The sequence below is a fragment of the Candidatus Dedyshia acidiphila genome (assembly GCF_051025295.1).
In the GTDB taxonomy this organism is placed as follows: domain Bacteria; phylum Acidobacteriota; class Terriglobia; order Terriglobales; family Acidobacteriaceae; genus KBS-83.
Genome location: NZ_JBMGJV010000046.1, coordinates 16,181 through 28,929 on the forward strand (window position 1 = coordinate 16,181; position 12,749 = coordinate 28,929).

At 63.6% G+C, this 12,749-nt stretch carries 9 protein-coding genes and 1 pseudogene; 4 read left to right on the plus strand and 6 right to left on the minus strand.

The features are described from left to right. The first annotated feature begins 81 nt into the window (after positions 1-81). Positions 82-729 (plus strand): hypothetical protein, encoded by a 648-nt coding sequence (locus AC5IJH_RS15780; RefSeq protein ID WP_491903791.1) that lies wholly within the window; start codon positions 82-84, stop codon positions 727-729. A 64-nt stretch (positions 730-793) separates the two neighbouring features. On the opposite strand, the gene AC5IJH_RS15785 is transcribed toward AC5IJH_RS15780, so the two are convergent. The 4 genes from AC5IJH_RS15785 to AC5IJH_RS15800 form a co-directional block, all read right to left on the minus strand. Beyond that, a complete protein-coding gene (locus AC5IJH_RS15785) occupies positions 794-2,836 on the minus strand; it encodes a hypothetical protein (protein WP_491903792.1) in 2,043 nt (680 codons plus the stop codon). 66 nt (positions 2,837-2,902) lie between these two features. After that, positions 2,903-3,310 (minus strand): YXWGXW repeat-containing protein, encoded by a 408-nt coding sequence (locus AC5IJH_RS15790; RefSeq protein ID WP_491903793.1) that lies wholly within the window; start codon positions 3,308-3,310, stop codon positions 2,903-2,905. Positions 3,311-3,348: 38 nt separating this feature from the next. After that, on the minus strand, positions 3,349-4,098 hold the full coding sequence (locus tag AC5IJH_RS15795; RefSeq protein WP_491903794.1) for a CAP domain-containing protein: 750 nt from the start codon (positions 4,096-4,098) through the stop codon (positions 3,349-3,351). Between the two features lie 101 nt (positions 4,099-4,199). Further along, positions 4,200-5,381 carry a glycine C-acetyltransferase gene (locus AC5IJH_RS15800; RefSeq protein ID WP_491903795.1) on the minus strand — a complete coding sequence of 394 codons (1,182 nt, stop codon included), beginning with the start codon at positions 5,379-5,381 and terminating at the stop codon, positions 4,200-4,202. Between the two features lie 151 nt (positions 5,382-5,532). On the opposite strand from AC5IJH_RS15800, the gene AC5IJH_RS15805 reads away from it, so the two are divergent. Together AC5IJH_RS15805 and AC5IJH_RS15810 are read left to right on the plus strand one after the other, a co-directional pair. Beyond that, positions 5,533-6,345 (plus strand): high-affinity nickel-transport family protein, encoded by an 813-nt coding sequence (locus AC5IJH_RS15805; protein ID WP_491903796.1) that lies wholly within the window; start codon positions 5,533-5,535, stop codon positions 6,343-6,345. 224 nt (positions 6,346-6,569) lie between these two features. Then, positions 6,570-10,109 (plus strand): TonB-dependent receptor, encoded by a 3,540-nt coding sequence (locus AC5IJH_RS15810; protein WP_491903797.1) that lies wholly within the window; start codon positions 6,570-6,572, stop codon positions 10,107-10,109. 58 nt (positions 10,110-10,167) lie between these two features. On the opposite strand, the gene AC5IJH_RS15815 is transcribed toward AC5IJH_RS15810, so the two are convergent. Both AC5IJH_RS15815 and AC5IJH_RS15820 read right to left on the minus strand, forming a co-directional pair. Beyond that, positions 10,168-11,409 carry a Gfo/Idh/MocA family protein gene (locus tag AC5IJH_RS15815; protein WP_491903798.1) on the minus strand — a complete coding sequence of 414 codons (1,242 nt, stop codon included), beginning with the start codon at positions 11,407-11,409 and terminating at the stop codon, positions 10,168-10,170. 23 nt (positions 11,410-11,432) lie between these two features. After that, positions 11,433-12,476 carry an FAD:protein FMN transferase gene (locus tag AC5IJH_RS15820; RefSeq protein ID WP_491903799.1) on the minus strand — a complete coding sequence of 348 codons (1,044 nt, stop codon included), beginning with the start codon at positions 12,474-12,476 and terminating at the stop codon, positions 11,433-11,435. 100 nt (positions 12,477-12,576) lie between these two features. Between AC5IJH_RS15820 and AC5IJH_RS15825 the strand changes: the two are divergent. Next, positions 12,577-12,749: pseudogene (locus tag AC5IJH_RS15825) on the plus strand (glucuronate isomerase); the annotation flags it as partial.

Sequence of the window (12,749 nt, forward strand, 5' to 3'; positions counted from 1 at the left end):
TCGGCAAACGGGCCACCTCACCTTACGGAAGTAATTTGTCAGAAGTGGGATACGGCCCCAATCTGGCACCGAGGTGCAGGTATGAAGACTCTGACCGCTTCCGTGGTATTGCTGTTCGGCCTTGCGGCTTCCGCCCAGACTCCGAACGTCTCCGCCAGCAGCAGCCTGGATTTAGACACCGTTATGGGCATGCACTCGCTCGGCGAGCGCGGGGTGGCGCAGACCTTCAATGGCGGCGCCTGCCACGTGACTCCGGTGTCGGACCTGCCGGTTGCGGTGCGCAGCATCTTCGGCCAGCCCGTCTCCTCGATCTTCGTCGGCCAGACACCAGCCGCCTCTCACTTCATCGCCAGTGACATCGATAAGACCTACTTCGCGAATGGCAAAGTAGTCGTCTCGATGTGCACACACCTGAAGGCTGGTGACGAGCTGAACGAGATGCGCCGCACCGCCGCGAAGCACGGCGTGCCCAACGCAACCCGGCTTTCCTGGATGTGGGAGACGCTCTCCTTCGACGAGAACACGCACGAAGAGACGGTGCTCTCGCGCTACTACCTGGACGAGCACGGCATGCTGGTGAAGGCCGTCGGCGAGCTGTTCCCGGGCATGCCGGCATTGATGGTTCTACAGCCCACGAACCCTGCCTTTCACCACGATATCGAAGCCTTCCTGCAGAGCCACCGTCCGCCAGTCCAGTCCGCCCAAGTGACCCACTCGGTCGGCCAGTAGAGCTCTCCCACTTTTTCTCCCCCGCAGCCGCGCCTCTCTCCCCCGGAGGCGCGGCCGGTTCACATTAAGGGCGCGGACTGAGTGGAATCAGAGTCGCGTTCAGGCCCGGTCCCTGCATGGAGAGGCGCGGTGGACCGGCGGCTCCGGAGAGTGCGTCGGCAACGGGCGCATTGGTCTGCGTCACAACCCGCACACGATGCGGGCCCTCCTCCAGCGCCGCGCTGATCCGCACCGATTGCACCGCGTAACCGGTCGAGCCACAGACCTGTAGCCGCATCTTTGGTGTGGCCACCGCCGGCAGATCGTCAATCTGCACTGTAGCCGGCTGCGCAGACAGCAGCGTGAAGGTGTAGCCGCCCTCGACAGGCACATCAATCTGGCTCTCAATAGCGCTCTGCCCTGCAGCTTCTTGCGGCGTCGCCTCATGGAACGCCGGGTGCGATCGCTCGGCGATGACGACCGGCTGCGCCCTCCACGATGCAGCGCCGCTCGCCTGCGTCGTGTGCAGCACTACAAGGAAACGGCCGCTGCCATCGAGGTAGGTTCCTGCATCGTCCGGGAAGGCGTGACGCACGATTGCTCCTTCCGCCGCCGTGCCATCCCCAAAAGTCCAGGAGAACCGCTGCCCCGGTTGCGGTTGTGCAGTGGCACGGAACGTGATGGCGCGGTGCGGTCGCAACAGTCCCGTGTCGTAGGCGAAGCCTATATCTTCCGGCGTGACCGAGGGAGCGGCCGTGCCCTCGACCCGAAGCTCTTCGGGGTTGAATGGCACACCCAGCAAGGAGACGCCACTGACGTCGCCCTTCAACGTTGACGGCAGCATGCCGGGCCCGTCCAGCGCAGCAATGTTGCTGAACTGTAGGTCGCGTATCTCAGGGTCGGGCTGACGGATCTGGAATAGCGAATACCAATCCTCGAGCCGGATGTTCTCGAACGAGTAGTCGGAGTGGCGACCGTGGCCCTCGGGATCTGCCCACAGCTCGAAGAATGCGAATGGCACCTTGCAGGCGCCAAAGCCGGTGTGTAGCACATCCAGGTTGCGCAGATGCACATGGGCCGAGTTGAACGTCTTTTCCGGCCAGCCGACGCGCATGATGTTCGAGACACTCGTCGAGACTACTGTATCCTCTACGGTGACATTATTTACGTCATGTCCCGGCGTCCGAATCGCCTCTTCGCTGTAGCCCTCCCAGTTACCCTGGAGCGCGAACACATCATCAGAGGCGCGAAAGAACGAATCGCGGACTGTTGTGTCGCCGCCGCCCAGCCAATCCATGCCGTCCTGGTTGGCATCGTTCGGGTTTCCGCCGATCACCTTGATGTTGTAAAAGCCGATGTGGTGCGAGTCGCGCATCTGGATCTGCCAGGTGCGGCTGCGCACAACGCACGTGATGCCATCGATCTCGAGATTGCTGGCCTGGTCCATGACGATGCAATGCCAGTTCGGCCGATGCATCCAGCCCTCGTCGGTCTTGGGGTTCTGCGGTCCGTCGTAGACGATCGTGCCGCGACCAAAGACGTGCACATCGTGCACCTGCCAAAGATTGAGTGCCCCGAAGATGACCGCCCCATCTGCGAGATAGATCGACTCCCCGCTGTGCGCATCGATGTTCTCGTGGTGAGCGCCCGGACCGAAGTAGCGAATGCCCGGCGTCTCTGCGTTGATGCTTCGCGACTCAGGTGAGTTCGCGAAGAGAAAGAGCATCTCGGCATCGGCGAAGTGGTCGCCGGGTCGGCTGATCGACACCTTCGCGGGACCGTTCAGGCGGAAGCGCAATGTTGCGCCCATCCGCTGCGGGCGAATGCCCAGCCGCAGCGGTTGAATCTCTACGCCCCGGTCCCAGTAATGCGCGTCCGGCGCCGTAACTCGCACCTCGGCCGGACCGGAGAGATCGAAGTTGAGCAGGTAGTAGCCGCTGGCGGCGTGCAACACCGGCGTGCTGCGGCCATTCACGGCAACGAGAAAGTGGGTCGAGCGAATCTCCGCCGGCACCGGCGCAAACGCTGGCGCCGCGTAGCTGATGCTCGCGAAGAGTACAAGCCCGCACACGAGCGCAACGAGTGTGAAGGTGCGGCGCAGTTGTAAGCGAAGACGAAAGGGTGGCATGAGCAGCGCCACCCATCCTAACGTCACTCTGAAGCGAAGCCTGACAGCTAACGGATCAGGCCGACGCTAATCGCGGTCGTGCCCATGTCCGTGGCCATGACCGTGCCCGCGATCGTCATCGCGGTCCTCATCATCGTGCTTGTAGTGGCCGTAGGCGTGGCCGCGCCCGTGCTCCGGCTGGCCCCAGTAACCGCGGTGATAGCCCCAACCCTGCGGCCCCTGTTCATAGTGCGGGCCGTACCAGAACGCACCCGGATAGGGGGGCCGCTCGTAGTGGCCGGCAATCCAGCGGTAGCGCGGTCCCTCCGGAGCCCAGAAGCCGTTCACCCAAAAGAACTCCGGCGCAGGCGGCGGGGGCGGTGGCGCCTCCACGCGAATGGGCGGCGGTGGAACACCCAGGAAGATGTTGATCTGCGACCAGCCCGGGGTGGACAGCATGAGCGCCAGCGAGGTGGCAGCCAGAATCTTCTTCATCGGTCAGCTCCGTTTCTTTCGTTTGGATCAGTAGAGGATCAATACAACAGGACTGCCAGTCGATAGGTCGTGAAGCCGCCCTGGTGGCCGGCATTGCATGCGCCCACCGAGGCACTGTGGAAGCGTCCGGTGCTCAGCTTTTGTTCCAGCACATCGGGCAGACGACTCAGGTCCGAGCCCTCCCAGCGCATGATGAAATTTGGCCGCTGGCCGGCGAAGCCATGGTCCATCGCGCAGCTCTGCCGTGCGGCGGACGACGAGCTCACCTGCCGAACACCGCGCTCGGCAACCAGCTGCTCCACCTTCTGCTCAATCTGCGACGAGCCCATCTGTGCAACCGCCGCCGAGAAATCTTCGACCGCCCACAGCGAACCACCCTGTCGCACAAGCCCGATGCCCACCTGATCCAGGCGCGGGTCGAGAATGTTGTGCCGGTGAGGCGGTGAGTGCATCCACTCGTTCTCAACAACCTGCGGAGTGGGAGCGACTGCGACATTCTCAGCAACGGTCGAGAAATGGGCGCCGGTCTGGCCGGCACGCGTCATCAGGTCAGGTTCGCCAGAATACTGATGCGATAGATTGCCTGCGTGGGCCATGCGCAAGGCGTGTGCCTGTGCCGCGCGGGTCAGTGCGGGGTTGAAGCGCAACGGTGACAACCCATGCTGCGCGCGATCGGCGTTGGTCTCGGCCAGCAGCTGCCGAGCCTCTGCGGACTGCGCAGGTGCGCGCAGGCCCAGCATCGACGCGCAGACCAAAAACGCCAAACCCAGGTGTGTCGCTCTCCGCATTGCAACCCTCCGTCCTATTGAACCCGATCTGGGACCGGATACCGCTCCCACGAAAGGGGTAACAGCGGGAGAGGCGGAAAGTTGCGCGACGGCGCTGCGGGTTAGAGGCCTAGCTCCTGCTTGGCCTCGGCAAACTTCGCCACCGCGAACTCAAGCTCCGCGCGGGTGTGCGCGGCCGAGATCTGCGTGCGGATGCGCGCCTTGCCATGCGGCACCACGGGAAATGAGAACGCGACGACGTAGATGCCCTTGGTGAGCAGCAGCTCGGCCATGTTCGAGGCCACAACTGCATCCCCGAACATGACCGGCACGATCGGATGATCGCCGGGGAGGATGTTAAAGCCGAGGGCCGTCATCTGCTCACGGAAGAACTGCGTATTCGCGCGCAACTGCTCGCGCAGTGCCCCGGACGCAGTGACCAGGTCGAGCACCTTGAGCGATGCTGCGACGATCGGCGGCGCGACGGAATTCGAAAACAGGTAGGGCCGGGAGCGCTGGCGCAGCAGATCGACGATAGCCTTACGCGCGCTGGTGTACCCGCCACTGGCGCCGCCCAGCGCCTTGCCGAGCGTACCCGTCAGGATGTCCACCCGACCCTCCACGCCGCAGGCCTCTGGCGTTCCGCGCCCGTCTTCGCCGATAAAGCCGACGGCGTGCGAGTCATCCACCATCACCAGCGCGTCGTACCTCTCGGCCAGGTCGCAGATCTCAGGCAGCTTCGCAAGGTAGCCGTCCATCGAGAAGACGCCATCGGTCGCGATCATGCGAGTGCGGGCGCCGCTCGACTCCTGCAGCTTTGCTTCGAGGTCGCTCATGTCACAGTTCCTGTAGCGGAAGCGCGCTGCCTTCGAAAGCCGGATGCCGTCAATGATGCTGGCATGGTTCAGCTCGTCCGAGATGATCGCGTCCTCGGGCTCCATCAAGGTTTCGAAGAGCCCCCCGTTGGCGTCGAAGCAGGAGCCATAGAGGATGGTGTCCTCCATGCCAAGAAAGGCGCTCAGCCGGTCCTCAAGCTGCTTATGGATCTGCTGCGTTCCGCAGATGAAGCGCACGCTCGCCAACCCATAGCCCCAGTCGCGCAGCGAGGCTTCGGCTGCTTCGACAATGGCCGGATGATTGGCGAGCCCGAGATAGTTGTTCGCGCACAGGTTCAGCACGGTGCCGCTGGCCACGGCCACCTCGGGCTGCTGCGGTCCGCTGATGACGCGCTCCCGCTTGTACAGCCCCGCCTTCTCGATCTCTCCGAGCCGCCCTTCGAGCAGCTGCTGCACCCTGCCGTACATCGTCCTCCTCGGTGCGCCTGGTCGCGCGTGACCCAATAGATTAGACCAGTGCGGGGATTACCGCCCGACTCTGCCCGCCGAAGCACACCTGGTCAAAACCGCCTTCCACGCCCAGAAGGCGCGCGATCGCCGAATCCTATACCGTGGGATCATGGTCAACGTGCTCGCGGTCGTCGGTTTAGGTTTCGTGCTGGGCATGCGGCATGCCACAGACCCCGATCACGTTATCGCGGTCTCGACCATCGTGACGCGCCAGCGCAGCGTGCGGCATGCGGGGCTGATCGGCGCGCTCTGGGGCGTCGGCCACACGGTCACCATCTTTGCGGTGGGCATCCTCATCATTCTGTTCCGCGTGACCATTCCGCCGCGCATCGGGCTTACCATGGAGTTGATTGTCGGCTTCATGCTGATCCTGCTCGGAGTGCTCAACCTGACGGGCGTACTGCAATGGATCACACACCGTTTCACGCCAGGGCATCATCACCACCATCCCGATTCTGAGCCGGCAGTGGCCCACAGCCACGCGCACCAGCACGACGGCAGCGCGCACCAGCACATCCACCAGCACGCAATTGCCCCCAATGCGGCTCCCTCTGGTTTTGGCGGCCGTCTGCTCGAGCGGCTTGGGCTCTACCAATTACTCCGACCGCTCGCGATCGGCCTCATTCATGGCATGGCCGGGTCCGCAGCGGTGGCGCTGCTGGTGCTCGCAGAGATCCGCAACCCGCACTGGGCTGTCGCCTATCTGCTGGTCTTCGGCGTGGGCACGATTGCTGGCATGATGCTGATCACACTCGTGATCGGCACGCCCTTCGCCTGGGCCGGCGGCCGCTCTGCCCGGCTGAATCGCGGGATGGCCGTCGCCTCCGGTCTCCTGAGCGTGGCCTTCGGGCTGTTCATCACGGCGCAGATTGCATTCACGGACGGGCTCTTCTCCGCTCATCCGCACTGGACCCCCCAGTAAGGCGAAGCGCTCCCTCCACCGCAGGGTGGATATGTCACAGCGCAGCTAACGATCTCTCTTCCGTTTGCATCCTTCATGTGAAGTAGTTTTTCTTCGCGGCTCATTGATTCGAGAACCATCGAACGAACCGGTCGTGGAGGACACGACGCACCGCGCCACTCCACCGGGAGTGGCAGACGGGTGCGCATGCGTATCACGCTTCAGGAGAAAGGACTTTGTCCACCATGACGCCATCCCCCAACACCCGCTTCGGGCGGTTGCTGCTTGCCGCCTCCGCTGCTCTTGTCTGCACTCTGCCGGTTGCGGCCCAGTACAACGCCAGCATTCAGGGAACCGTGACCGACACGACCGGCGCAGCCATCCCAGGAGCCCAGGTCTCCGTCACCGACACGGAGACGAACCGCACCCTCCAGGCCACCAGCAACGACAGCGGCACCTTCAGCATCAACCAGCTTCCGCCGAGCACCTACCGCGTCCAGGTGACGCGCGATGGCTTCACACCGAAGCAGCTCAACAACGTCAAAATTCTCGCCGAGCAGGCCAACGCGCTCAACGTGCAGTTGCAGGCTGGCGGCGCGACACAAACCGTCACGGTGAACGCAGCGGACAAACCGCTGATCGACACGCAGACCGGCCAAATCAGCGGGACGATTGATCAGCAGCAGATCTCGCACCTGCCGTCCTACGGGCGCGACGTCTTCCAGCTCGTGTCGCTCACACCTGGCGTCTTCGGCGACGCCTCGCAGGGTGCGGCAGGCGGTACCAATACGCTGCCCGGCAACCAGGGCCCCGGGGGATCGAGTGGCGCGAGCGGCATCTTCGTCACGGAGAACCGTCCACAGGCCTCAGCGAACGGCGGCCGTACCGACCAGAACAACATCACGCTCGATGGCGCTTCCATCAACAGCGTGACCTGGCAGGGCGCCGCCGTGGTGACGCCGAGCGAGGACTCCATCAAGGAGGTGCGCGTCACCGCGAACAGCTACGACGCGACCTTCGGCCGCGCTGGCGCAGCGCAGATTCAGGCGCTCTCGCAGAACGGCACAAATCAGTTTCATGGCTCGGCCTTTTTCAAGGCGAATCGCCCGGGGCTGAATGCCTACCAGCGCTACGACCCCGAGAACAACCCGAAGCGCAATGACTCGCGCTTCAACCAGATTGGCGGAACGGTCGGCGGCCCCATCTGGAAGGACCATGTCTTCTTCTTCTTCTCTTACGAGACGATTCGCAACAACGCAACGAGCATCGGCGGTGGGTGGTACGACACGCCGCAGTTGGACGGCTCTGCGCCGGGCGGCTCGATCGCCGCGGCATACCTTGGCGCTAAAGGCGCCGGCGCTGCGTACACACGCGTGCTCGAAGGTCCCAACGACCCACACAAGTGCGCGGACATCGGTCTCGTGCAGGGCGTGAGCTGCAACTTCATCGAGGGCCAGGGTCTCGACATCGGGCGTCCGCTGGTCGGGCTTCCCCTTGGCGCGAAGGACCCCTCCTACGTCAGCCCGACGCAGCCCGGCTTAGGCGGCGACGGTACTGGCAGCCCGGCAAATCTGGACGGCGTTCCGGACATCTTCTACGTCTCCACCATTGCGCCGAATACGCAGACTGCGCAGCAGTTCAATGGACGACTCGACTTCCAGGTCACCAGCAAGGACCTGGTCGCATTCAATATCTACAACGTGCCGCTCGACTCGACGACCTACAACGGTCCGTCTCGCGGTTATAACCTCTTCCATCACAACCAGCTCAACTATGCTGAAACGCTGTTGTGGAATCACATCTTCTCGCCCACCTGGCTCAACGAAGCCCGCGTGAATGCCGCCGGCTGGAAGTGGAACGAGGTCACCAGCAATCCGCAGGCACCTGTGGGCCTCCCCTCGGCAAAAATCCAGACTGCGACCAATGCCATCTCGTTCGGCACCCTGCAGACGGACAACAGCTCGACAGGGCTCCAACAGTTCGGACCGCTGGTTGGCAGCGTCTTCAACCAGGCGACCTACACGGTGCGCGACCAACTCACCAAGGTCGCGGGCAATCACAACGTCCGCTTCGGTGCGGAGGCGACAAAGCTCGAGTATCTCGACGAGGCGACGTCCAACGCTGTGCCGACCTACTCCTTCCTCAACTACTGGGATTTTTTGAACGATGCGCCCGTGGGTGAAGCTGCAACCGCAGACCCTCGCAACGGCCAGCCCTCCTCCTTCCGCAAGGACCTGCGCAACAACCTGTACTCCGCCTTCATCCAGGACGACTGGAAGCTGAAGCCAAACCTCACGGTCAATCTCGGCCTGCGCTGGGAGTACTTCGGCTCACTCTCGGAGAAGCGAGGCAATCTCGCGAATCTGCGCCTCGGCACCGGCGCGAATGTGCTCTCCGGCATTCGCTTCCAGGTGGGCGGCAATGAGGTGACGCCGCCCAAGTACAACTTCGGCCCGCAGGTGGGCTTTGCCTGGAGCCCGGTGAGCGCGAACGGCAAGCTCGTGTTGCGCGGCGGGTTCGGCATCGGTTACAACCAGCTCGAGCTTGCCATCACGACCAACACACGCTTCAACCCGCCGTTCCTTGCGCAGAACACCACGCTCACTGGCAACCAGATTCTGTACGCACTGGGCTCTAACAACTACGCGCTCGGCGGTCTGCCCGCGAACCCAGCACTGCGCACCACCTTCGACGCCAACAACCTGCCGACCACGCCGGGCGTGGCGCTCAACGTCACCGGTCTGCCTTCCGATTTGCCGACTGCGTACACCTATCGCTTCTCGCTCGAAGGCCAGTACGACTTGGGCCACAACTGGGTGGCGACACTCGGCTACCAAGGCAGCCAGGGGCGTCACCTGCCGCTGCAGACCAATCTGAACGCGGCCTATGCACCGGCCGTGCTCGCCGGTCAGGCCGCTTACAACCCGCGGCTCAATTACATCTCGTGGTTCTATGACGAGGGACGGTCGAACTTCAACGCTCTGCTCACCGAACTGCAACACCAGTTCGCGCATAACTTCCAGCTCGATGCGCAGTACCGCTGGTCGAAGTCGCTCGACGATGGGTCCGGCCCGTACACGGTACCCGATTACATCTTCCTGCCTCGCCTGAACTACGGACCCTCCGACTACGATGTACGCAATTACTTCAAAGTCTGGGGACTCTACTCGCCGGTCTTCTTCCACGGCAACCACAGCTGGGCCGAGAAGCTGGCTGGCGGCTGGACCTTCAGCGGCATCCTGAACACACACTCCGGCTTCCCGTTCAATCCGATCTACTCCGGCATCGGCTCGAACGCCGTGATCCCGAACAGCGGACAGGGCAACCTGCGTCCGGGCGCGTACCTCGGCAACGCTGGAACCAGCCAGAGCACGGACGTGTTCAAGCAGAGCAACGGCAACTTCTCCAACTCCGGCACAAACGGGGCGGACGGGGTCTACTTCGTAAAGCCAGCTGTCGTCGAGAACACGCAGTCCTGGCCAAACACGGACGGGACCGCGCCGACTCCCACTGCCCTGCCGCAAATTCCAGGTATCGGCCGCAATGCCTTCCGCGGGCCGCATTACTTCGACGTGGATGCCACCGCGACGAAGGCCTTCGGACTCCCGAAGGTGCCCGGGCTGGGTGAGAATGCGCGGCTCGAGATTCGCGGCAACGCCTACAACCTGTTCAACAAACTCAACCTGTTCCAGCCCGAGACCAACATCACGGCCGCGCACTTCGGACGCGCGAACCAGGTGCTGGGTGGACGCACGGTGGAGATCGAGGCGCACTTCCGCTTCTAGGCTGCGCAGCAACAGCAAAAGGCCGTCGGCAGATACCGGCGGCTTTTACTTTTGCCTGTTAAGCAGGCAGGGACGGGATCGGCAGGCTCGCATCGCCGTACACGGCGCGATTCGCCATCGCGGCCGCCACTGCGGAGCCATAGCCAACACGTGCATCGGCCAACGGGTGCTGCTTCGTGCGAACACTGTCAATGAAGGCACGGCACGCGGTCAGCGTCGGATCTTCCTGCACCGTGACCGGCAGCCGCTCTCCCGGCCCGCGATACGGCATCTCCTGCTGCGTGCCGTAAGAGGCGCCGGTCGTGATCCCGTGCTGCAGCACCTGCTCGCCAGACACGTGCGGCGGGTCCGCCTTGCGCTTGCGCTCGTAGAAGAACGTGGCGTCTTCAATCGTGATCGCCATGCTGCCCTCTGTTCCGTAGACCCAAAGTTCGTTGCCGACCTGCGCGTTGTCAGTGAGCGCGCTGAACATCAGCCGTCTTCCGCCCGGATAACTGAACACCGCCTGTACGTTGTCGCCCACCGTGCGGCCATCGTGATAGCGAACGATGCTCGTCATGCCGGTCACCCGCTCGGGCGTCGCGCCGAAGACCCAGTTCGCGATGTCGATGTGGTGCGAGCCGAGCTCCGTCACCAGGCCGCCGGACGTCTCGCGGTAGAGCCGCCAGTTGATCAGGTGCTCGAGCGTACCGCCCGGGTCGGGGCTCGGCACCGGACGCCGCCAGTTGTTGTTGCGATGCCAGTATGCGTACACATGCGTGGGCTCGCCGATCTTGCCCTTGCGGATTTCGTCGATCGCAGCCGTCACCCACGGCGCGTAGCGATACTGATGGCCGACCTGAAACAACGCACCCGGTGCGCGCGCGGCTTGGTAGATCTCCACGCATTGCTCCGGAGTGAACCCGAGCGCCTTCTCGCCATACACTGGGCGTCCTGTCTTGAGGGCGGCAAGCACATGCTCTGCGTGATGAGCCAGCGGCGTCGCGATGACGATCGCATCGAGGTCGCGACGCGCAAGCAGCTCTTGGTACTCACGCGTCGCGGGGACGTCAACCCCAGCGAGGTGATTCACCTGCGCATAGCGTGGCTCGTAGATGTCGCAGATCGCCGCGATGCGCGCGCCCGGAACATGTAACAACTGCCGGATCAGTTCCTGGCCCCGGCTGCCCGGTCCAATGACCCCGATGCGCACCTCGTCGTGACGCTCCGTCTCGCTCTCCGCGCCAAACGCGCTTACTCCACCCAACCCGATCCCCATCCATGCGGCGGAGGCCCCGCCCAGCAACTCGCGTCGATTCAATGACCGCTCCCTTCCGCAACAGCCTACTCGTTTGGCCAGCGCCAGCGCTCCTGCGCTTCACCGCGATCTGCGGGAAGCACGACCAGCGCTGCGTCCGCGTACGGCAACGAGCGCATCAGCCTACCGCGTCCGCCGTGATCGAGCACGAACACGGCGTTCGACAGCGCATCGCTGTCCGTCGCTGAAGGCGCGATCACCGTCGCCTGCAGCCGACCCTCGACCGGCCGTAATGTCCGCGGATCCATGATGTGGCAATACGTATGACCGCCGCTGACGAAGTGCTTCTCCGAGCAGTTCGCGGTCGACAGCGACATATCCCGCAGCCGAACCGTCGCGACCGACGCCTCGCCATGAAGCGGATCCGGAATACGCACCAGCCAACCACGTGTGCCCGGCGGCGCGCCCAGTCCGTAGAGTGTGCTCGAACCAGCCGACAGCAGCGCTGCGCGCACACCATCCGCTCGCAGTGCGGCGACCGCCTCATCCACAGCGAATCCCTTGCCGATACCGCCGGGGTCGAGTTCAAGGCCGTCGGCACTGAAGCGAACACGGCGCGTCACTGAGTCCAACTTCACCCGCTGCCACCCGGTCAAAGCGCGCACCTGCGCCAGATCAGCATCCGTTGGCACGCGACCAGTGTGGCGGAAGAAGCCCCACTCCTTCATCAGCCGTCCAACGGTGATATCGAACGCGCCATCGGAGCGCGCGCTCCACGTCATCGACTGCGTGAGGAAGCGGAAGGTCTCAGGATCCGTCGTGATCATGTGCCGGCCAGCTTCGCGGTTGATCCGCGAGAGTTCGCTCTGCGGCCGGTAATTGCTCAGCAGTTGCTCAACATCATCGACGATGCCGAAGACGCGATCCGCCTCACGATCTGCAGCCGCCTTGTCCGAGGCATACAGGTAGAGCGTGAAGTCCGTCGCCATCGCCGGGTGCACGCGCGTGAACAGTTGCTGAGCACCCGTATCGGCGGCGGTGCCATGCAACGCGAACAGGATGATCGCCAGCACCAGCACGCGGCCGGTCACCGCACGCACTCGTCCGTTTCGCGCCGCGTGGCCACTCACTGCTTCAGTCTGCGCCAGCGTGCGCCCGTTTGACGAACCCGGTGCCCAAATGCACACTGAGGGCCTGCCGCTGTCACCCTTTCGCGACGGGGAAACCTCGATGGCTCTGCTTCATCCCGACCGGCTGTTCCCTCCCGACGCTCAGACGCGCGCAATTGCACGTCGCCTTTACGAAGCGATTGCGCCACTGCCGATCCTCAGCCCGCATGGCCACACTGACCCGCGCTGGTTTGCAGAGAACACAGCTTTCCCGGACCCCACATCGCTTTTTTT

Coding starts and splice junctions, on each gene's coding strand:
- AC5IJH_RS15780 (WP_491903791.1), top strand. CDS start 82: ATGAAGACTCTGACCGCTTCCGTGGTATTGCTGTTCGGCCTTGCGGCT.
- AC5IJH_RS15785 (WP_491903792.1), bottom strand. CDS start 2,836: ATGCCACCCTTTCGTCTTCGCTTACAACTGCGCCGCACCTTCACACTC.
- AC5IJH_RS15790 (WP_491903793.1), bottom strand. CDS start 3,310: ATGAAGAAGATTCTGGCTGCCACCTCGCTGGCGCTCATGCTGTCCACC.
- AC5IJH_RS15795 (WP_491903794.1), bottom strand. CDS start 4,098: ATGCGGAGAGCGACACACCTGGGTTTGGCGTTTTTGGTCTGCGCGTCG.
- AC5IJH_RS15800 (WP_491903795.1), bottom strand. CDS start 5,381: ATGTACGGCAGGGTGCAGCAGCTGCTCGAAGGGCGGCTCGGAGAGATC.
- AC5IJH_RS15805 (WP_491903796.1), top strand. CDS start 5,533: ATGGTCAACGTGCTCGCGGTCGTCGGTTTAGGTTTCGTGCTGGGCATG.
- AC5IJH_RS15810 (WP_491903797.1), top strand. CDS start 6,570: ATGACGCCATCCCCCAACACCCGCTTCGGGCGGTTGCTGCTTGCCGCC.